The sequence below is a fragment of the Azorhizobium sp. AG788 genome, from assembly GCF_004364705.1.
In the GTDB taxonomy this organism is placed as follows: Bacteria; Pseudomonadota; Alphaproteobacteria; order Rhizobiales; family Xanthobacteraceae; genus Azorhizobium; species Azorhizobium caulinodans.
The window spans coordinates 464,097-483,923 of the sequence record NZ_SOBM01000003.1 but is presented as its reverse complement, the minus strand read 5'-3'; the positions used below and the strand labels follow the sequence as shown (position 1 = coordinate 483,923).

Here is a 19,827-nt window from a genome sequence, read left to right as displayed (position 1 = left end):
GGCCCGGCCCTCGTCCATGTGGAGGATGAAGATGCGTTCCAACACCCGTGCGCTGCGTCTGCGCGACCTGTTGCTGCCGGCCGTGCTGCTGGTGCCCGTTGCCGTCTCTTCCCTTTCGGCGCCCGCGGCAGCCCAGAATGCGCAGGCCCAGCAGATGTTCCAGAAGGCCTGCGGCAGCGACGTCAAGAAATACTGTTCCGATGTTCAGCCCGGCGGCGGCCGTATCATTCAGTGCATCAAGGCCAATGAGGCGAGCCTCTCGGACACCTGCAAGAGCGCGCTCGTGCAGATCAAGGCGCAGTCGGGCCGATAGGCCGCTTCCGGTCACCCGCCCTCAAAGGCTGCCCGGCACCGCATTCTCTGCATGGGTTTTGGAGGCCGAGCGACCATCCGGTTTGAACCAGTCCGGATGGCGCGGCCTCCGAAGCACGCCCCGGTGTCGGCCGCCCTTGTCCGGCCGGCGCTTCAGAACCGGGGTGACCTCCAACCGCCCCGGAAAGCCCCGGCCGTCCTGTGGTACCCGGCGGTCCGGTGGCGTGGCGGCCCGAGACATCGGGCCGCCTTTTCGCGTTTGGGCTCAGGCCTTGAGGGATGTACGCGCCGCGCTCTCAGGGATTGGGAAATAGCGAAAGCTCGGGCGCGTTCCGCGAGACTTGCGGAAATGGCAGGTCGAGGTCTTCAGCCGCGAAGCTCGCCACGATCAGGCCGTCGCCGCTGAAAGACTCCTGGACGTTGTGCTCCGTGAGGATCGTCGCGCCACGGCTACGCAGGGCATCAAGGCAGTCTTCGTGGGTGCTCGGGCTCCCTGAGATCACGCGATGATGCGTCGAGGCCACGACAAAGCGGATGAGATCGCCCGCATTCTCCGGCAACGAGCGCAGGAAGGGGGTCTCGGCGCCCTGCGTGTCGAGGTGAAGCACCTCGATATGCCGGAAACCGGCCAAGGCGTGCACAGCCGCGAAATCCACCATCGGAACGACCACTGACGTGTTGGTGGATTCCTGCAGGAAGGACACTTCCGCCTGAGCCTCACCGCCGATGGTTGCGCGGTGGAAGGTCATCGCTCCGACGAGGCCGTTGTGGGTCGCATTCCGTCTGCCGATGTCAAGGTTGCCCTCGTCCGGCTCGATGGCGACTGCAGACGAGCCAGGCACCTGCTTCAGATACCAGAGAGAATAATAGGACCAGAAAGCCCCGAGTTCGACGATCAACGTGTTGTGGCGGGAGCGGCGGACAATCTCTTGGAACGCCGCCTCTTCCTGAGGCTCGTGGTGACCCTTCAGACCGCGAATGAGATGGGCCATCCAGTCGCCATGGTAACCGCCGGCGACGACCTCCAGGCCATTGTGCATGATCTGGAAGGAAGCGCCGTTGCGGTCGACAATGGTGCCCGCGTCCGCGACCTTCGGGATGTCATCACAATCCGCGCACCGGAAGCCCATCAGCGTCCTGCCCAGTGCCGTCATCGGTGGGCGCGGCGGGGGAGGCGCGACGGGCGCAGGCTCCGGTGGAGGGACCGGAACAGCCTCCGGCATGATTTGTCGCTTTTGGAAGAGCTTCATCACGAGAACCGCCCCAGCCTTTCACCATCCCGAGGCTTTATGCCCCAGGACCTGCAGCGTTGAAAGGCCCGCCCGGTGGCGTGGCGGCCCGAGACATCGGGCCGCCTTTTCGCGTTTGGGCTCAGGCTTTCCCGCGCAAGGCGGGGTCGCCGTAGCCGCCGCCCGTGGGCGTCACGATGATGACGGCTTCGCCTGCCGCAAGCTCGGTCTGCGCGCAGCCCTCCAGCTTTTCCATCGTGCCGTCGGTGCGGCGGACATAGCCCTCGCCCACGGCGCCGGGCTCGCCGCTGGCGATGCCGAAGGGGCGCACGCGACGGTGCGAGGAGAGGAGCGCGCATTCCATGGGCTCCAGGAAGCGGATGCGGCGATAGGTGCCGCCGCCTGCATTCCACTGCCCCTTGCCGCCGGAACCCTCGCGCACGTGGAAATCCTCCAGCAGCACTGGGAAGCGCGTTTCCAGCACTTCCGGATCGGTGAGGCGGGAGTTGGTCATGTGCACGTGCACGCCGTCGGTGCCGTCGAAGCCGGGGCCGGCGGGCGAGCCGGAGCAGATGGTCTCGTAATACTGATAGGTGGCATTGCCGAAAGTGAGGTTGTTCATCGTGCCCTGCGAGGCGCCCATGGCCTTCATGGCGCCGAACAGGCAGTTGGTGACGGCCTGCGAGGTCTCCACATTGCCGGCCACCACGGCGGCGGGATAGCGCGGCGAGAGCATCGAGGCCTCCGGCACCACGATGCGGATGGGCCTGAGGCAGCCGGCATTCATGGGGATCTCGTCCTCCACCATGACGCGGAAGACATAGAGCACCGCCGCGCGGGTGACGGGCTCCGGGGCGTTGAAATTGTTCGGCTGCTGCGGCGAGGTGCCGGTGAAGTCGACGGTCGCCTCGCGCTTCTGCTTGTCGACGCTGATCTTCACCTTGATGACCGTGCCCTGGTCCATCTCATAGGTGAATTCGGAGTCCGAGAGGCGGTCCAGCACGCGGCGCACGCTCTCGGCGGCATTGTCCTGCACGTGGCCCATATAGGCCTTCACCACGTCGAGACCGAAGGTCGCAATCATCTTGTTGAGTTCGCGCACACCCTTCTCGTTGGCGGCGATCTGCGCCTTGAGGTCGGCGACATTCTGCACCGGATTGCGGGCGGGATATTTCGCGCCCGAGAGCAGCGCCACCAGCTCCGTCTCGCGGAAGCGGCCCTGATCGACGAGCTTGAAATTGTCGATATAGACGCCTTCTTCCTCGATGTTCGTGGCGAGCGGGCTCATGGAGCCGGGGGCAACGCCGCCCACGTCCGCATGATGGCCGCGCGAGGCCACCCAGAACAGCAGCTCGGAGCCGTCCGCATTGAAGACCGGCGTCACAACCGTGATGTCGGGCAGATGGGTGCCGCCATTATAGGGGGCGTTGAGGGCGAACACGTCGCCGGGCTTCACGGCGCCCGCATTCTCGCGGATCACCGTCTCCACCGAGCGGTCCATGGAGCCGAGGTGGACAGGCATGTGCGGCGCGTTCGCCACCAGTTCGCCGGAGCCGGAGAAGACGGCGCAGGAGAAGTCCAGCCGCTCCTTGATGTTCACCGAATAAGCGGTGTTCTGGAGCGTCACGCCCATCTGCTCGGCGATGGACATGAAGAGATTGTTGAACACCTCCAGCATTACCGGATCGGCATGGGTGCCCACCGCCTCGGCCCGCTTCAGCACCTCGGTGCGGGCGAGCAGCAGGTGGTCCTTGGCCGTCACTTCGGCGCGCCAGCCGGGCTCCACCACCACGGTCTGGTTGGGCTCGATGACGATGGCCGGGCCCTGAACCGCCATGCCGGGCCGGAAGTCGGCACGCAGCACCACCGGCGCATCGTGCCAGGCGCCGCGCGAGAAGAAGCGGGTGCGGCGGGCCTCGCGGGGGGCGGAGGTGTCGAGCGGCCGGTCGGGCTCGGCGATGCCGGCGCCGCCGCCGAAGGACTGCACCTCGATGGCCTCGACCACGATGGGCTTCTCCGGCGAGATGAAGCCGAACTGCGAGCGGTGGCGCTCCTCGAACTCCGTCGTCATGGTGGCGATGTCGGCGAGCGTGACGGGCAAGGCGGTGTCCGTGCCTTCGTAACGCAGATGAAGCTTGGCCTCGTTAGTGACGGCCGTGCCGGTGACGCCCTGTCCGGCGAGCTCGGCCACCGTCTCGGCGGTGAGCGTGTCGCGCAGGGTCTCGACGGCGGCGAGCGCCGCGGATTCCAGCCGGGCGCCGACCGCCTTGGTGCGCAGGGCACGGATGTCGGCAAGGCCCATGCCATAGGCCGAGAGCAGGCCGGAGAAGGGATGGATGAGCACGCGCGTCATGCCGAGGGCATCAGCCACCAGGCAGGCGTGCTGGCCGCCGGCGCCGCCGAAACAGTTGAGCGCATAGCGCGTCACGTCGTAACCGCGCTCCACCGAGATTTTCTTGATGGCATTGGCCATGTTCTCGACGGCTATGGTGACGAAGCCGTCCGCCACCGCCTCAGGCGCGCGTCCGTCGCCGATCTCGGCGGCCATGGCCTCGAACTTCTTGCGCACGGCACCGGCATCGAGGGGCTCGTTCTGGGCGGGGCCGAAAATCTTCGGGAAGAAGTCGGGGATCAGCTTGCCCAGCATCACATTGGCGTCGGTGACGGCCAGCGGGCCGCCGCGCCGATAGCAGGCGGGGCCGGGATTGGCGCCGGCGCTGTCCGGACCGACGCGGAAGCGCGCACCGTCATAATGCAGGATGGAGCCGCCGCCGGCCGCCACCGTGTGAATCTGCATCATGGGTGCGCGGATGCGCACGCCGGCCACTTCGGTGTCGAAGGCCCGCTCCAGCTCCCCGTCGAAATGGCACACGTCGGTGGAGGTGCCGCCCATGTCGAAGCCGATGATGCGGTTAAGGCCGGCGATCTCGCCGGTCTTCGCCGCGCCCACCACGCCGCCGGCGGGGCCCGAGAGCAGCGCGTCCTTGCCCTGGAACAGGTCCGCCGCCGTGAGACCGCCTGAGGACATCATGAACATGAGGCGGATGGCGGCGTCGGCGGCCTGGTTGTCCGCGCCCAACTCATCCGCCACCTGGCGCACGTAGCGGCGCAGGATGGGCGAGAGATAGGCATCCACCACGGTGGTGTCGCCGCGGCCCACCAGCTTGATGAGGGGCGAGACCTCATGGGAGACGGACACCTGCGGGAAGCCGATCTCGCGGGCCAGCGCCGCCACCTGCGCCTCATGGGCCGGGAAGCGGTAGCCGTGCATGAAGACGATGGCCACGGCCTCGATGCCGTTCGCCTTCGCCGCCTCGAGACCGGCGCGCACCGCGCCGAGGTCGGGCGCCTGCTCCACCGTGCCGTCGGCGCGCACGCGCTCATCAACTTCCAGCACGCGCTCGAACAGCATGTCCGGCTTGACGATCTTCTTGGCGAAGATCTTCGGCCGGGCCTGATAGCCGATCTTCAGCGCATCCTTGAAGCCGGAGGTGGTGACCAGCAGCGTGCGGTCGCCCTTGCGTTCCAGAAGGGCATTGGTGGCGACCGTCGTGCCCATCTTGACGGCAGACACCAGACGTTGGGGAATCGGGGCGCCGGCCGGCAGGCCGAGCAACTCGCGGATGCCGTGAACGGCGGCGTCCTTGTAGGCCTCGGGATTCTCGGAGAGCACCTTGTGGGCGACCAGCGTGCCGTCAGGCTTCTTGCCCACGATATCGGTGAATGTGCCGCCGCGATCGATCCAGAATTCCCATGTGGCCGGGGTCTGCGACGCGGGGCTCGACATATGCTGCTCCTTGTATGGCATGCAATTTGCTGCGCATCGGAGCCCGCCAGGGCGAGCGGAGGACAGCAGCGACGCTTCGCCGACGAGCAAAGACATGGCGGGAAAGACACGTCAACGATTTGTTGACATGACATAAAAAGAACACAAAATGGCGCGGTTTGTGCCTTTTTCTCTTCCGCAGGGGAGCTTCATGACGGCGGACGAACATCAATGGCCCCCGTGCCTCAGGGCACTGGTACCGGGGCGCCCTGTGCCTTCCGCATCTTTTGGCCGGGGAGCAGGGGCATGATCCGCCGCCTTCTCGACGGCCTCTATCTGCTCTCCGGCGTGCTCGCCGCCATCTTCCTCCTCGTCATCTTCCTCCTGATGATCGGCCTCTCATCCGGCCGCGATATCGGTTTCGACATTCCCGCCGGTGACGATTTCGCGTCCTGGTCCATGGTCGCCATGTCCTTCCTCGGGCTGGCCCACACCTTCAAGAAGGGCGAGATGATCCGCGTCGGTCTGCTGCTGGAGCGTCTGACGGGCCGCAAGCGCCAGATGATGGAGCTATTCGCCCTCACCGTCGGCATCGTCTTCCTGGCCTATTTCACCAAGAATGCGATCCAGCTCACCTATGATTCCTATCGCTTCGACGACATGTCCCAGGGCGTGATCGCGGTGCCGCTCTGGATCCCGCAGACGGGCTACGCGCTGGGCATCACCATCCTGCTCATTGCGATGATCGACGAGTTCGTCCACGTCGCCAGCGGCCATCACCCCCGCTACGAGAAAGAACCTCCCAAGACGCCCGAAGAACTCATCGAGCGCGTGGCGTCCGGCGGGGGCGTGTGAGCATGGTCGAACATCTCGGGCTGGTGCCCCTCTCCATCATCCTGCTCATGCTGCTGGTCGCCGTTCTGGCGAGCGGCGTCTGGATCGCCATCGGCCTCGCCATCGTCGGCTATGCGGCGATGGTGCTCACCACCGACATCCCCATCGGACAGGTGCTTGCCACCACGGTGTGGGCTTCTTCCGCCTCCTGGACGCTGGCGGCCCTGCCGCTGTTCATCTGGATGGGCGAGATCCTGTTCCGTACCCGCCTGTCGGAGGAAATGTTCCGCGGCCTTGCCCCGTGGCTGCAATGGCTGCCGGGGCGCCTGCTGCACGTGAACATCGTCGGCTGTGGCATCTTCGCCGCCGTTTCCGGCTCTTCCGCCGCCACCTGCGCGACGGTGGGAAAGATCGCTTTGCCGGAACTGGAAAAGCGCGGCTACGACCAGCAGATGGCGCTCGGCACGCTGGCCGGCTCCGGCACGCTGGGCCTGCTCATCCCGCCCTCCATTCCCATGGTGGTCTATGCGGTGACGGCCAACGTCTCCGTGCTGCAGGTCTTCCTCGCCGGCTTCCTGCCCGGCCTGCTGGTGATGGGGCTTTACAGCGGCTACGTCATCCTCTGGTCGCTGCTCAATCCCGGCAAGACGCCGCCGCGCGATCCGCCCATGTCGTTCCGTCGCAAGATGCAGGAATCGGCGAAGCTGATCCCCTGCCTGCTGCTGATCCTCGGGGTCTTCCTGTCGCTGGTCACCGGCCTTGCGACGGCCACCGAATGCGCCGCCTGGGGTGTGCTGGGGGCGCTCGCGCTGGCATTCTGGAGCCGCACGCTCACCTGGCGGCTGTTCCTCGAAAGCCTCATGGGCGCCACGCGTCTCACCTGCATGATCATGCTCATCATCGCCGGTGCGGCCTTCACCACCGCCGCCATGGCCTATACGGGCATTCCGGTGGCGCTGGCGGAATGGGTGCAGGGGCTCAACCTGACACCCGGCAAGCTCGCCCTCGCGCTGACCGTCATGTACATCATCCTGGGATGCCTCATCGATGGCATCTCCATGATCGTGCTCACGGCGGTCATCGTGCTGCCCATGATCAAGCAGGCGGGGTTCGATCTCGTGTGGTTCGGCGTCTATCTCGTGATCCATGTGGAGATGGCGCAGATCACGCCGCCGGTGGGCTTCAACCTGTTCGTGCTTCAGAACATGAGCGGGCGGGACACCTGGGCCGTGGCCAAGGCCGCGTTCCCCTTCTTCATTCTTCTCAACATCGCCGTTCTCATCATCACCGCGTTTCCAGAGATCGTCCTGGTGGTCCCGCGCTGGGTCTTTCCGGGCTGATGCCCCACCTGTTTCAAGTCTAGAGAGGATGACATGACGCGACTTCGTACGATTGCCGCCGCGCTCATTGCCGGCGGTCTTGCGGCCCTCTCGGCGGGCACCGCATCGGCGCAGACCAAGTGGAACCTGCCGACCGGCTATCCGCAGGACAATTTCCACACCGAGAACATCGCGCAGTTCGCCAAGGAGGTGGACAGCGCCTCCGGCGGGAAGCTGCTCATCACCGTCCATCCCGGCGCCTCGCTGTTCAAGGTGCCGGAGATCAAGCGCGCGGTCATGACCGGGCAGGCGCAGGCGGGTGAGGTTCTCATGTCCGTGCATGAGAATGAGGACCCGATCTTCGGCATCGACACGGTGCCCTTCCTCGCCACCTCTTATCCGGCGGCCAAGAAGCTGTGGGACGCCTCCCGTCCCGCAGTGGAGAAGAAGCTCGACAGCCAGGGCTTGAAGCTTCTCTTCGCCGTGCCGTGGCCGCCTCAGGGCCTGTTTTCCAAGACTGCCGTCACCAAGGTCGAGGACCTGAAGGGCGTGAAGTGGCGCGCCTACAATCCCGGCACCTCGCGCATCGCCGCCCTCGTCGGCGCCCAGCCGGTCACGGTGCAACAGGCCGAACTGGCCCAGGCGCTGGCCACCGGCGTTGTCGCTGCGCTCATCACCTCCGGCGCCACCGGCTATGACGTGAAGATCTGGGAAAGCGTGCCCTATTTCTACGACATCCAGGCCTGGCTGCCGAAGAACATGGTGTTCGTGAACAAGGCAGCCTTCGAGGCGCTCGACAAGCCGACGCAGGAGGCCGTGCTCAAGGCTGCGGCTGCCGCCGAGGCGCGCGGCTGGAAGACCTCGGAGGAAAAGAGTACCTGGTTCCTCAAGGAACTGGCGGCCAAGGGCATGACCGTCGCCCCGCCGAGCCCGGAACTGAAGGCCGGCTTCGAGAAGGTGGGCAAGGATCTCACCGCCGACTGGGAGAAGAAGGCGGGCGAGAATGGCGTCGCCATCATCAAGGCGTATGAAGCCGCCAAGTGAGCGGTGGCGCGGGGCGGAGGCCATGGCTTCCGGCCCCTTCCGCCCTGTGCAATGAAGCGGGCGGCCCCGGCCTCGGCCGGGGCTCCCGGACGGAGAGGAGAGACCATGACCCGGCGCCCGGCTGATGACAGCCCGTCCGCACCCTCCGGTGGACCGCTTGCGACGCCCGCCGTGGGCTCGATCGTCTCTTCCGCGCATCTGGCCGAGGGCGGTGCCCTTCCGGCCCTGTCCGAGGTCGAATTCGGCCTCAACATGATCTCCCACGCCTATTCGCGCTGGATGGTGCGCTGCATGTCGGCGGCCGGCGTTCCGGACCTGTCCGCCCTCGACGTGCAGGTGCTGCACCATGTGGTGCATCGCGACCGGCCTAAGACCATTGCCGACCTCTGCCTTGTGCTCGACGTGGAAGACACCCACCTCGTCACCTATGCTGCCAAGAAGCTCCAGGCGCTGGGGCTGGTCTCCGGCGGCCGGCGCGGCAAGGAGAAGACGCTGACCGCCACCCCCGCCGGCAAGAGGGCCTGCGCCCGCTATCGGGAGGTGCGCGAGGCGCTCCTCTCCTCGGCCGTGGCGGCGACCGGCATCGCTCCGGAAAAGCTCTCGGAAATCGCTGCCGTCCTGCGCGCGCTCTCAGGTCATTACGACCAGGCCGCACGCTCCGCCGCCAGTCTGTAGCGCGGCCTTTCGGGCCTTTACCTCCGCGCGGATCCCCCATTCCGGAGGGATTGTCGTCTGCGGTGTCGTTGCTCTCTCCAAAGTGGAGCGGTCGATGGCTTGCAATTAAGCATACGCAATCGCACAACCGGAGGATTGTCGCCTTCCGAGGTTCGTCGCCAGATGGCAAAGTTGGTTCTGCTTCCGCGCCCGTATGTTTCCGCCGTCATTCTCGCCCTGACGGGCGCTGTGGCGACCGCGGGGGCGCCTGCGCTGGCCCAGCAGGCCGGCGATACCGGATCGTATGTCGACGTCACCATCGAGACTGCCTGTCAGGTGCTGGAGCCGGTCATCGAACGCGGCCTCGCCGCCCGGGGGGTGAAGGTCGTGAAGGCCGTGCAACTGTGTCCAAGCCGCACGGGCGTTCTGGTCCATCAGCCGGAAAAGAACATGTTCTTCCTGCGGGATGCGGTCAGGGTCGCCTCGGCTTCCGGCGAGCGGATCGTGCCCTTCTCCGCCGAGGTCCGTTACACGGTGAATGCGCAGGGGCGACCGGACTGGACGCAGGTGGAATTCCGCTGCGAGGACAAGCGCTGAGACTTGTCTGGAATTTGTCCAGATGTCAGGCCTTTCGACCGTTCTGCTGAAGCGTGAGCGCCGGACACTTGGTCGCATACGAGGCGAGCGTCTTCGCGGCGTGGAGAGTACAGCCGCGCACACGTGTCCTATCCCGGCCTGATCTGACAACCTTCTAACAACAAAAGAAGAATAGCGGCTCCGCGCGATCCAGCGCATGGACGCCGCTGTGCCGGCGCCGCGTTGGACCTTCGATTTGCTGCGATGCCGAATATTACAACATGTTGACATCATCGCAGCCGGAACCTATTCCACTCCTCAAACAAGCGGCGCCTGAAGCCGCAGGGTGTGGAGGACAACGTTGTCGGCCGGCCTCAGGATCACACGTCAGCTCTCGATCGCGGGACGCCGCCCATGACGGGTCTGCGCCTCGTTGCCGACGATCTGACCGGTGCCCTCGACGCCGCCATCGCCTTCGTCACGCCCGGCCAGCACGTGCCCGTCTATTGGAACGCGCCGCCGTCCGCCGCCCCCTCCCGGCTGGCCATCGACAGCGGCACCCGCGAGACCGACGCTGCGTCCGCCCGCGCCCGAGTCGCCGCGCTTCTGAGGAACATCACGCCTGACGCCGATACGCTCTTCTTTGCCAAGCTCGACAGTCTGCTGCGCGGGCAGGCGGCAGCGGAGATCGCGGCCTGGATGGAGGCGCTCCAGCCCCGCCGGTGCATCATCGCCCCGGCTTTCCCCAGACAGGGGCGGGTGACGCGCGGCGGCATCCAGTATCTGTGCCGGGATGGCGCGGAACGGCCGGTGGGCGCTGACCTGCGTGCGACGCTTGAGGCAGAAGGTCACCCGGTGCACCTGCGCCGGCCCGGCGAAGCCATGCCCGACGGCGTCAGCCTCTGGGACAGCGAGACCGATACCGATCTCGCACAGATCGTCGCCGCGGGCCGGCCGGCCGATGGGACGACCCTGTGGTGCGGGAGCGGAGGGCTCGCCGCGGCTCTGACGGGGCACCCCTCCGGCATCGACGTGGCGCCCCGCACGCTCCCCCGTCCGATCCTCGGCCTATTCGGGACCGATCATCCCGTCACCATGGCGCAGCTCGCCGCTTGTGGAGACGCGGTTCTGGCCCTTTCCGCCGATGGCCGAGACAACGCTGCCGCGCTCGGGAACAAGCTCGCAGCGGATGGCGTGGCGCTCGCCCGCCTCGCCCTGCCGGAAGGCACGCCGCGCCCTGTCGCGGCGGCGCGCATCGCAGAGGCTTTCTCGAGCCTCGTGGCGCAGCTTGATCCGCCGGGCACGCTCATCGTTTCGGGTGGCGAGACCTTGCGCAGCCTCTGTGCCGCGCTTGAGGCGGAACGGCTCGACCTCTACGGCCAGATCGAATCCGGCGTGCCGTGCTCGATCCTGCGAGGTGGCCGCTTCGACGGCGTTCACATCATATCCAAATCGGGTGCCTTCGGCGCCCCATCGCTGCTGCGGCGGCTGACCGAGACCTCCGAGGGAGATGACGCATGACACCCCATCTGGCCATCACCATGGGCGATCCCGCCGGCATCGGCCCGGAGATCATCGCCAAGGCCTGCGAGCGCCTGAAGGATCGCCTCGCCGCCGGCCATCTGCGGCTGCTGGTGATCGGCAGCAACGCGGCGCTGCACGGCGCGCAGAAGGCGCTGGGTTCTACGGTCGCCATTCCCGAAGTCTCGGCGGATGACGCGGAATGGCCTGCGCTCGCCTGCCTTCAGGCCTGCCCGGAAGGCGAGCCCATCCTGCCCGGCGTGGCCTCGGTGGATGGCGGGCGCTTTGCCTATCATGCGGTGGAGCGCGGCGTGCGCCTCGCGCAGGCCGGGCGCATCCAGGGCATCGTCACCGGCCCGCTCAACAAGGAAACGCTGAACCGCGCCGGCTTCCATTATGCCGGCCACACCGAGATGCTGGCGGAGCTGACCGGCGCGCGCGGCTCGGTGATGCTGCTCGCCCACGGCAACATGCGCGTCAGCCATGTCACCACCCATGTGGCGCTGAAGGACGTGCCCAAGCGCCTGACCCCCGAGCGCCTGCGCTATGTGATCGAGCGCACGGACGAAGCCCTGCGCGGCCTCGGCCTTGAGCGCCGGCGGATCGCGGTGGCCGCCCTCAATCCTCATGCGGGCGAAGGCGGCCTCTTCGGCACGGAAGACATGGATGTCAGCGAGCCGACGATCGCCAAGGCGGTGGCCGACGGCTTTGACGTGGTGGGCCCGGTGCCGGGCGACACGGTGTTCGTGAAGCTGCGCGGCGGCCAGTTCGATGCGGTGATCGCCATGTATCACGATCAGGGCCACATCCCGGTGAAGCTGCTGGGCTTCAACGTGAACCCCGAGACGGGCAAGTGGGACGCGCTCTCCGGCGTCAACATTACCCTCGGCCTGCCCATCATCCGCACCTCCGTGGACCATGGCACCGCCTTCGACATCGCCGGCAAGGGCATCGCCAATGAGCTGAGCCTCATCGAAGCGATCGAATACGCCGAAAAGCTCGCCGCCAGCCGCGGCGCCTAGGTCGCGATCCGTCGGCCAATTCATTGAAAAGAGACGGGTTCGCGCGTCCCGCCGGGCCCGTCTCCGAAGGATACCGTACACATGACCCTCGCGTTTTCTCCCATTGACCTCGTCCGGCCGCCGCGCATCGCGTTCGGCTCCGGCACCCTCTCCGCCGTGCGCGAATGGCTGGCGGCGAAGGGGCTGAAGCGCGCCCTCGTGGTGGCGGATGGGTTCAACGCCGGCCGCATTAAACTGCTCGGCCTTGAGGGCGCCGTGGAGGTGTTCGGCGAGGTGAAGCCCGAGCCGGACCTGCCCAACCTCGAAGCCCTGCTCGCCAAGGCGGAGAGCTTCGGACCGGACGTGGTGATCGGCTTCGGCGGCGGCAGCGCCATGGATCTCGCCAAGCTCGCCGCCGTGCTGCCCGGCTCCGGCCAGTCGCTGCATGATGTGGTGGGGCCGGAGAAGGTGGCCGGCAAGCGCGCCGCCCTCATTCAGGTGCCCACCACCGCCGGCACCGGCAGCGAGGCGGGCACACGCGCGCTCGTCACCGATCCCGTGACGCAGAACAAGCTCGCCGTGCAGAGCCTGCACATGCTGGCGGACCTCGCGGTGGTCGATCCTGATCTCACGCTCACCGTGCCGCCCGCCGTCACCGCCGCCACCGGCGTCGATGCCATGGCCCATTGCGTCGAGGCCTTCACCAGCCGCAAGGCGCACCCGACCATCGATCTCTATGCGCTGGAAGGCGCGCGACTGGTCGGCCGTTTCCTGCCCCGGGCCATCAAGGACGGCAGCGACCGCGAGGCCCGCGCCGGCCTCGCGCTGGCCTCGCTCTATGGCGGCTTCTGCCTCGGTCCGGTCAACACGACCGCTGGGCATGCGGTGGCCTATCCGCTCGGCACGCGCCATCACATCGCCCATGGCGCGGCCAATGCCCTGATCTTCCCGCACGTGCTGGCCTTCAATGCCCCCGCTGTGCCGGAGAAGACTGCGCAGGTGCTCGCCGCCCTCGGCTTGCCCGCCTCGAGCGATCCGGCCGTGGTGCTGAAAGCCACCCGCGAGTGGTGCGCGGCGCTGGGCTGCGAGATGCGCCTGTCCGCCTACCAGGTGCCGGCTGATGATCTGCCGATCATGGCCACCGAGGCCCATGCCATCCGGCGCCTGCTCGACAACAACCCGCGCGACATGAGCCGCGAGGACATTCTGGCCATCTATCAGGCCGCTCTCTGATCTCTTCCCTCGATCCCGCACAAAGGCCACGCATCATGAGCAAGATCTCCGGCTGCTTCGTCGCCATCGTCACGCCGTTCGATGAGAACGAGAACCTCAACGAGCAGGCGCTGCGCCGCCAGGTGGAGCGTCAGGTCTCCTGCGGCAACGGCGTGTTCTGCGCCGGCACCAATGGCGAGTTCTACACCCTGTCCTTCGCCGAGAAGGTGCGCGTGGCCGAGATCTGCGTCGAGCAGGCGGCGGGCCGCGTGCCCGTGCTCGCCCATATCGGCGAAATCTCCACGCACCAGACCATCGCGCTGGGCAAGGAAATCCAGAAGCTCGGCGTCGCGGCTGTCTCGGCCATCACGCCGTCCTTCATCGCCTGCTCGCAGGACGAGCTGATCGCCCATTACCGTCGCGTGGCCGACGCGCTCGACGTTCGTCTCTACCTCTACAACATCCCTGCCCGCACCGGGAACACGCTGCAGCCCGAGACCGTGCGTACGCTCGCCTCCCACCCCTCCATCATCGGCATCAAGGACAGCGAGGGCACGCAGGCGAGCATCGACGGCTTCCTCGCCATCGCCCGCGAGCGGGATGATTTCGACGTGCTCGTCGGCCCGGACTCCCTCGTGCTGCACGGTCTGAAGAACGGCGCGCAGGGCTCCATCTCCGGTCTCGGCAACATCGCCCCCCAGACGCTGAACCGCATCTGGACCTCCTTCTCCAAGGGCGATCTGGCCGACGCCGAGGCGGCGCAGGAGCGCTACAGCGCGCTGCGCAAGGAACTGTATGCGCACGGCTTCCCGCCCTCCATGGTCAAGCGCGCCCTGCGCCTCGCCATGCCGGAAGTGGGCGCGAGCCGTGGCCCGGCGCTCGTCTCCGATGCCGCCAACGACGCCATCCTCCCCATCTCGAAGGCCTATGCGGAGGCTGTGGGCTGACCTCGAGCCCACCAGCCGCACGCGAACAGTGAATGCAGGGAAAACGCCCGTGAACCAACAGCCTCACCCCGCCGCGTTGAGCGGTGCAACAGCGAAGCCCGCCACCCGCATTCGCTGGTTCGTCGTCGCCCTCATGTGGCTGGCGATCGCCATCAACTATATCGACCGCACCGTGCTCTCGGCGGCGGCGCCGCACCTGAGCAAGGAGTTCAACATCCCCCCGGACCAGATGGGGCTGATCCTCTCGGCCTTCTTCTGGTCCTACGCCCTGTTGCAGATCCCCGCCGGCTGGTTCTCGGACCGCTTCGGCCAGAAGATCGGTCTTGGCGCCTCGGTGGCCTGGTGGTCCATCGCCACGGCGGCGACGGGACTCGCCAGCGGCTTCAACTCGCTGTTCGCCATGCGCGTCGCGCTCGGCGTGGGTGAGGCGGGCGCTTATCCGGCCAATGCCGGCATCGCCTCCAAGTGGTTCCCTGACAAGGAGCGGGCCACCGTCTCCGGTCTGTTCGACAGCGCCTCCAAGTTCGGCGGCGCGGTTGCCATGCCGCTGATCATCTGGATGATCGCGATGGTGGACTGGCGCTGGACCTTTGGCATCATCGGCCTTGTGGGCGTGGTGTGGAGCGTCGTCTGGTGGTGGTTCTACACCGAGACGCCGGAGCAGCACCCGCGCATCAGCCCGAGCGAGGTGGCCTATATCCGTGAGGGCCAGACCCGCCAGCACGGCAAGGACGCCACCTTGGGCATGAAGTGGTATCAGCTGCTGCGCTATCGCAACATCTGGGCCATGTGCCTCGGCTTCTTCACCATCAACTACATCTCCTACTTCTTCATCACCTGGCTGCCGACCTATCTGGTGAAGGAGAAGGGCATGGGGATGCTGGCGGTGGGTTTCGTCGCCGCGCTGCCGCTGATCAGCGGTCTCGTGTTCGAGATCTTCGCGGGCTGGCTCTCCGACCACATCGTGAAGAAGAAGCTGCTTTCGCTCACCGCCACCCGCAAGCTGTTCCTCATCATCGGCCTCACGATGGCGCTGTGCATCGGCCTTGCCGCCTTCACCGAGTCGGTGGTGCTCACCATCCTGCTCCTGTGCATCGCCAAGTCCGGCACCACCATCTCCGCCTCGCAGGTCTGGGCGCTGCCGGGTGACGTGGCGCCCAAGAACATGGCGGGCACGGTCGCCGGGCTCCAGAACATGGTGTCGAACTTCGGCGGCGTGGTCGGCCCCATCGTCACCGGCTTCATCGTCGCCGCCACCGGCTCCTTCGCCATGGCGCTCCTGTTTTCCGCCGGCCTCGGCCTGCTGGGCATCCTCAACTACGCCTTCCTGCTCGGCAAGGTCGTGCCCATCGAGAGCCGGTCCTGACCGGTCCCACCCCTGAGGGTTCCATGAGTTTCACCGTTGTATCCGTGGGCGGCCCGCTGGCGCCCGAGGGCGAGGCGCTCATCGTCAAGGCCGGGGGGCGTGTGGTTTCCACCGCCCCCTATCCGGCCCGCGCCGACCTCATCGCCCTGCTGGCGAGCGAGCAGCCCGACGCCATCGTGGTGCGCGTGGTCGAGAAGATCGACGCCGACGTGATGCGCGCCTCGCCGCGCCTGAAGCTGATCGCCAAGCATGGCGCCGGCACCAATGACATCGACGTGGAAGCGGCCGCCGCCCTCGGCCTGCCGGTGATCGCGGCGGTGGGCGCCAATGCCCATTCCGTTGCCGAGCACGCTCTGGCGCTCCTGCTGGCGCTCGCCAAGGATATCCGCACGCAGGACGCCTTCGTGCGCGGTGGCGGCTGGGAAAAGCGGGTCTACAAGGGCTTCGAGCTGCGCGGCCGCACGCTCGGCCTCGTGGGCCTCGGCATGATCGGCCGCAGCTTCGCCGCCATGGTGCAGCCGCTCGGCATGACCGTGTTCGGCTACGATCCCTTCGCGGCGCCGGAGGCTTTCGGGCCGCATGTGGAGCGCATCACTGATCTCGACGACATGCTGGCGCGCTGCGATGTCATCAGCCTGCACTGCCCGCTGACGCCGCAGACGGAAGGGCTCATCAACGCCCGCGCGCTCGGCCTCATGAAGCCGGGCAGCCTGCTCATCAACACCGCACGCGGCGAGGTGGTGGACGAGGAGGCTCTTGTGGCCGCGCTCAAGAACGGCCCGCTTGCGGGTGCCGGCCTCGACAGCTTCGCCCACGAGCCGCCCTCGCCGACCCATCCCCTGTGGTCGCTGCCCAATGTGATCCTCTCGCCCCACATCGGCGGCGTGACCGAGGATGCGCGCCGGCAGGTCTCCACCATGACGGCCACCAATGTGGCGGCCCTCCTGACGGGGCAGACCATCTCCCCCCACTTCTACGTCAAGCCCAAGCTAAAGGCCTGAACGACGTCATCCCTCGGGTTGCCGTCTCGGGGGCTGATCGGAAGGGGGCGCGCGGTCAAGCGCTCCTCTTCAATCGCAAGGCCAGCCCCCTTCTGCCGCCTGAGTGGCAAGTGATCGAAAGGGCCTGGATTGAGGAGATGCAGCAGTTCGGTGCGGGTGAGAAGGACGGGAGCCAACACGTGCCGACCGGCTCTCGCTCCCAAACTGACCGCGTTTCGACACGTCTTCTGCCTCGCTTCTGCTTGCTCACGTCTTGTCGGTTCCGTGCGTTCGGTCGAACGCCGCGCGCGCCGCGCGGAAGCTATCCGCGTTCTCGACGATCCACGTCCACAGAGGCACCATTCGGACGAGCAACTCCAAGCCCGTCTCGGACAGCGCATATTCGACGTGCGGAACGGTCTCTTCAAAATCGTGGCGGATCACCAGCCCGTCTCGCTCTAGGGTTGGGACCCATAAAATGGTTGGCCCTCCCGGCTCATTGTGATTCACCGCTTCCGATGCCCGCCGCCCGCATCCTCCATGGCGACAAAGGCTACGACAGCGACGCCATCCGCAGGCAGGTCGAGGAGAACGGGACAATGCCCAACATCCCACCAAAGGCCAACCGGCGCTGGAAGAACTGTTTCTCACCCGTGCTCTACCGCGACCGAAACGCCATAGAGCGCATGTTCTGCCGCCTCAAGGACTTTCCGCGCGTCGCCACCCGATACGACCGCAACGCCGTCAACTTCCTCGCGGCCGTCTGCATCGCCGCGACAGTCAGCTACTGGTTATGAGGCTCAACTCTAGAAGGCAAGGCGGGCCGAGAGCAGTGCCTGGAGGGGGTCACCCACTGCCACACCGAGATTGCTGCCCTGGGTGGACGTGTAATAGGTGGTATTAAAGAGGTTTTTCACATTGAGCTGGACGGTAATAGGCTTGGCGCTGCCGATGGTATAAGCGGCAAAGGCATCGAACACAGTATAGCCGGGCAGCCAGAAGCTGTTGGCGGCATCGCCCGCCGCCCGGCTGCGGCCATTGAGGCCGCCGCCCACCTTCAGGCTGTTGTCGCCCCATATCCGGCCGAAGTCATAGGTGGCGAAGAGCGAATAGGTGGTGGCTGCCGAATTGGCGAGGGTGTTGCCGGCATATTGGGGATCCTGCAGCACCGTCACGTCGGCATAGCCGTAGCTGGCGATGATGTTGATCCGATCGGTCAATGCACCCGCCACATCGAACTCGAAGCCCCGCGAGCGCACCTTGCCGGCGGTGCGCGCGACGCTCTCGCCATCGACCAGTTCCGAATAGAGAACGTTTTTCTTCTCGATGTCGAACACCGCCGCCGTGCCCGTCAGCCCCTTCATGATCTCGAACTTGAGACCGCCTTCGTAGGAGACGCTGGTCTCGGGCGGCAGCGTGCCGATGTAGCTGGCGATGGACACCTGTGGCACGAAGCCGGTGGCGTAGTTCACATAGAAGGACAGCCAATCGGTGGCCTTATAGACGAGGCCGGCGCGGGGCATGAACTCACCGCCGTCGGCGCTGGTGTTCAGATTGAAGGGACGGCCCTTGCCGGCGGTCTGCTCGTAATATTGCAGGCTGGCACCGGCGACGAGGATCCACTGGTCGGTCAGATAGAAGGCATCCTGCGCATAGGCATTATAGACGCTCTGCTGGGCGCTCTGGTCGCTGTCGGCCGCCGAGACCGTGGTGCAGGAGGCGAGCTGGCCATAGACCGGATTGTAGATGTTGAAGCCGGTCCTGTTGGCGCAGCGCATCATGTCGGTGCGCAGCACGTCGTAATAATTGTAGGACGCGCCGAACAGCACCTCGTTCTTGAAGCCGGCGAGGTTCACCGTGCCCGACAGATCCGCCCGCAGGTTATGGTCATATTGGGTGGAATCCTGTGTCGCATCCGACCGGCGGGTCAGTGCGCCGGTCGAGGCATTGTAGGAGACCACACGGGCCTGATTGTCCGAATAGACGTCGCGGCTGTAGCTGTAGTTGAGCTTCAGCTTCCAGCTGTCGTTGAGCTGGTGAACGGCATTGGCCTGGAACAGGTCCGAGGCGCCCTGGGTGATGTTGTAGGGTTCGTCGAACCGCGTGCGGCGGGGGACGTTCACCGCCTGGCCCGTGGTCAGGTTGAAGATGGTGCCGCGGTCGAAGGGCACTGTATAGTCGCGGTGGGTATAGGCCAGGGTGACGGTGGTCTTGTCGCCATACCAGGCAAGGGAAGGGGCGAGAATGGTCTGGCGCGTGGTGCCATAGCTGCGCCAGTAGTCCTCATCCTGATATTCCGCCATGAAACGGTAAGCGAGGTTGGTGCCGGCGATGGGGCCGGTGATGTCGAGATCCGTATAGCCGCCGCCGAAGCTCGAGGCGGTGGCGGACAGCGAACCGCCGAAGGTCTGTTGCGGCGTCTTGGTGATGAGATTGATCACGCCGCCGGGCTCCTGAATGCCATAGAGCGTGGAAGCGGGCCCCTTCAACACCTCCACCCGGTCCGTGGTCAGATTGAAGCTGCGCGGCAGCACCGTGCGCATGCCGTTGGTGAGGATGGAGCCGTCGCGATTGTCGCCGAAGCCCCGCCGGGTGACGGCATCCTGCGTGGCACCCAGCGTGTTGGCGATGGTGACGTTGCTCACATTGGCGAGCACGTCGTCCAGCGAATGGGCAGCCTGATCGACGATCACCTCATTGGTGACGACATTCACCGCCTGCGGAATGTCGAGGATCGGCATCTCCGTCAGCGTGGCGCTGGAACTGGAGAGCGGCTGGTAGCCGTGCGTCTGCCCGCCCTGATCCTCGGCCTGCACGGTCAGCGTGGTCAGCAGGATTTCCGTGTCGCCATTGACGATGGTCTGTGTGGACGCGGAGGGAGCCGGACCACCCGACGTTTGCGCATGGACACTGCTCGCAAGCGCCGCCTGAGCCAGAAGGAAGGCGGGAAGGGAAGCCTGTCGCAGCAGGCCGCGTGCAGTCGCGGAACGGATCATTGCCAATGCCTCAAACTCGCGTCCCGCTGCTCACGGCGGCAAGGCCGCGCGGAAGCGACGGAACGCACCC

16 protein-coding genes and 1 pseudogene are annotated in these 19,827 nt (G+C 66.3%); 13 read left to right on the top strand and 4 right to left on the bottom strand.

All coding sequences use genetic code 11. The annotated features are described in order from the left end of the window. The first annotated feature begins 31 nt into the window (after positions 1 to 31). Positions 32 to 313 carry a cysteine rich repeat-containing protein gene (locus tag DFO45_RS10045; RefSeq protein ID WP_166657090.1) on the top strand — a complete coding sequence of 94 codons (282 nt, stop codon included), beginning with the start codon at positions 32 to 34 and terminating at the stop codon, positions 311 to 313. A gap of 295 nt (positions 314 to 608) precedes the next feature. On the opposite strand, the gene DFO45_RS10040 is transcribed toward DFO45_RS10045, so the two are convergent. Together DFO45_RS10040 and DFO45_RS10035 are read right to left on the bottom strand one after the other, a co-directional pair. Further along, on the bottom strand, positions 609 to 1,565 hold the full coding sequence (locus tag DFO45_RS10040; protein ID WP_133864726.1) for an FkbM family methyltransferase: 957 nt from the start codon (positions 1,563 to 1,565) through the stop codon (positions 609 to 611). Between the two features lie 118 nt (positions 1,566 to 1,683). Continuing rightward, positions 1,684 to 5,328 carry a hydantoinase B/oxoprolinase family protein gene (locus DFO45_RS10035; RefSeq protein ID WP_133864725.1) on the bottom strand — a complete coding sequence of 1,215 codons (3,645 nt, stop codon included), beginning with the start codon at positions 5,326 to 5,328 and terminating at the stop codon, positions 1,684 to 1,686. Positions 5,329 to 5,613: 285 nt separating this feature from the next. Between DFO45_RS10035 and DFO45_RS10030 the strand changes: the two genes are divergently transcribed. From DFO45_RS10030 to DFO45_RS09980, 11 genes are all read left to right on the top strand, one after another. Beyond that, a complete protein-coding gene (locus DFO45_RS10030) occupies positions 5,614 to 6,162 on the top strand; it encodes a TRAP transporter small permease (RefSeq protein ID WP_133864724.1) in 549 nt (182 codons plus the stop codon). 2 nt (positions 6,163 to 6,164) lie between these two features. Continuing rightward, on the top strand, positions 6,165 to 7,481 hold the full coding sequence (locus DFO45_RS10025; protein ID WP_133864723.1) for a TRAP transporter large permease subunit: 1,317 nt from the start codon (positions 6,165 to 6,167) through the stop codon (positions 7,479 to 7,481). Positions 7,482 to 7,514: 33 nt separating this feature from the next. Then, entirely contained in the window at positions 7,515 to 8,504 is a 990-nt protein-coding gene (locus DFO45_RS10020) for a TRAP transporter substrate-binding protein (protein ID WP_012168702.1), read from the top strand. A gap of 105 nt (positions 8,505 to 8,609) precedes the next feature. Continuing rightward, positions 8,610 to 9,179: a winged helix DNA-binding protein gene (locus DFO45_RS10015; RefSeq protein ID WP_081433857.1), complete on the top strand. Its 570-nt coding sequence runs from the start codon at positions 8,610 to 8,612 to the stop codon at positions 9,177 to 9,179. Positions 9,180 to 9,341: 162 nt separating this feature from the next. Next, a complete protein-coding gene (locus DFO45_RS10010; RefSeq protein ID WP_133864722.1) occupies positions 9,342 to 9,755 on the top strand; it encodes a hypothetical protein in 414 nt (137 codons plus the stop codon). 393 nt (positions 9,756 to 10,148) lie between these two features. Next, positions 10,149 to 11,255 carry a four-carbon acid sugar kinase family protein gene (locus tag DFO45_RS10005; protein ID WP_133864721.1) on the top strand — a complete coding sequence of 369 codons (1,107 nt, stop codon included), beginning with the start codon at positions 10,149 to 10,151 and terminating at the stop codon, positions 11,253 to 11,255. Then, entirely contained in the window at positions 11,252 to 12,277 is a 1,026-nt protein-coding gene (gene pdxA / locus DFO45_RS10000; protein ID WP_133864720.1) for a 4-hydroxythreonine-4-phosphate dehydrogenase PdxA, read from the top strand. The genes DFO45_RS10005 and pdxA overlap by 4 nt, the downstream gene beginning before the upstream one ends. Before the next feature lie 81 nt (positions 12,278 to 12,358). Next, positions 12,359 to 13,489, top strand: coding sequence for an iron-containing alcohol dehydrogenase (locus DFO45_RS09995; RefSeq protein WP_133864719.1), 1,131 nt, complete (start codon positions 12,359 to 12,361; stop codon positions 13,487 to 13,489). A gap of 35 nt (positions 13,490 to 13,524) precedes the next feature. Further along, on the top strand, positions 13,525 to 14,415 hold the full coding sequence (locus DFO45_RS09990; RefSeq protein ID WP_133864718.1) for a dihydrodipicolinate synthase family protein: 891 nt from the start codon (positions 13,525 to 13,527) through the stop codon (positions 14,413 to 14,415). 49 nt (positions 14,416 to 14,464) lie between these two features. Beyond that, on the top strand, positions 14,465 to 15,781 hold the full coding sequence (locus DFO45_RS09985; RefSeq protein WP_244421773.1) for an MFS transporter: 1,317 nt from the start codon (positions 14,465 to 14,467) through the stop codon (positions 15,779 to 15,781). A gap of 23 nt (positions 15,782 to 15,804) precedes the next feature. Beyond that, complete coding sequence (locus DFO45_RS09980; protein ID WP_133864717.1) at positions 15,805 to 16,782, top strand: hydroxyacid dehydrogenase; 978 nt, start codon at positions 15,805 to 15,807, stop codon at positions 16,780 to 16,782. A 246-nt stretch (positions 16,783 to 17,028) separates the two neighbouring features. Here DFO45_RS09980 and DFO45_RS25205 read toward each other — a convergent pair whose 3' ends face one another. After that, on the bottom strand, positions 17,029 to 17,205 hold the full coding sequence (locus DFO45_RS25205; RefSeq protein ID WP_245518013.1) for a hypothetical protein: 177 nt from the start codon (positions 17,203 to 17,205) through the stop codon (positions 17,029 to 17,031). A gap of 74 nt (positions 17,206 to 17,279) precedes the next feature. Between DFO45_RS25205 and DFO45_RS09970 the strand changes: the two are divergent. Beyond that, positions 17,280 to 17,558, top strand: a pseudogene (locus DFO45_RS09970) (transposase); the annotation flags it as partial. 9 nt (positions 17,559 to 17,567) lie between these two features. Here DFO45_RS09970 and DFO45_RS09965 read toward each other — a convergent pair. Next, entirely contained in the window at positions 17,568 to 19,757 is a 2,190-nt protein-coding gene (locus tag DFO45_RS09965; RefSeq protein WP_133864716.1) for a TonB-dependent siderophore receptor, read from the bottom strand. Between the last annotated feature and the right edge of the window lie 70 nt (positions 19,758 to 19,827).

Excerpts from the sequence above, each read along its gene's own strand:
- DFO45_RS10045 (WP_166657090.1), top strand. The coding sequence starts at position 32 with ATGCGTTCCAACACCCGTGCGCTGCGTCTGCGCGACCTGTTGCTGCCG.
- DFO45_RS10035 (WP_133864725.1), bottom strand. The coding sequence starts at position 5,328 with ATGTCGAGCCCCGCGTCGCAGACCCCGGCCACATGGGAATTCTGGATC.
- DFO45_RS10030 (WP_133864724.1), top strand. The coding sequence starts at position 5,614 with ATGATCCGCCGCCTTCTCGACGGCCTCTATCTGCTCTCCGGCGTGCTC.
- DFO45_RS10025 (WP_133864723.1), top strand. The coding sequence starts at position 6,165 with ATGGTCGAACATCTCGGGCTGGTGCCCCTCTCCATCATCCTGCTCATG.
- DFO45_RS10020 (WP_012168702.1), top strand. The coding sequence starts at position 7,515 with ATGACGCGACTTCGTACGATTGCCGCCGCGCTCATTGCCGGCGGTCTT.
- DFO45_RS10015 (WP_081433857.1), top strand. The coding sequence starts at position 8,610 with ATGACCCGGCGCCCGGCTGATGACAGCCCGTCCGCACCCTCCGGTGGA.
- DFO45_RS10010 (WP_133864722.1), top strand. The coding sequence starts at position 9,342 with ATGGCAAAGTTGGTTCTGCTTCCGCGCCCGTATGTTTCCGCCGTCATT.
- DFO45_RS10005 (WP_133864721.1), top strand. The coding sequence starts at position 10,149 with ATGACGGGTCTGCGCCTCGTTGCCGACGATCTGACCGGTGCCCTCGAC.
- pdxA (WP_133864720.1), top strand. The coding sequence starts at position 11,252 with ATGACACCCCATCTGGCCATCACCATGGGCGATCCCGCCGGCATCGGC.
- DFO45_RS09995 (WP_133864719.1), top strand. The coding sequence starts at position 12,359 with ATGACCCTCGCGTTTTCTCCCATTGACCTCGTCCGGCCGCCGCGCATC.
- DFO45_RS09990 (WP_133864718.1), top strand. The coding sequence starts at position 13,525 with ATGAGCAAGATCTCCGGCTGCTTCGTCGCCATCGTCACGCCGTTCGAT.
- DFO45_RS09980 (WP_133864717.1), top strand. The coding sequence starts at position 15,805 with ATGAGTTTCACCGTTGTATCCGTGGGCGGCCCGCTGGCGCCCGAGGGC.
- DFO45_RS09965 (WP_133864716.1), bottom strand. The coding sequence starts at position 19,757 with ATGATCCGTTCCGCGACTGCACGCGGCCTGCTGCGACAGGCTTCCCTT.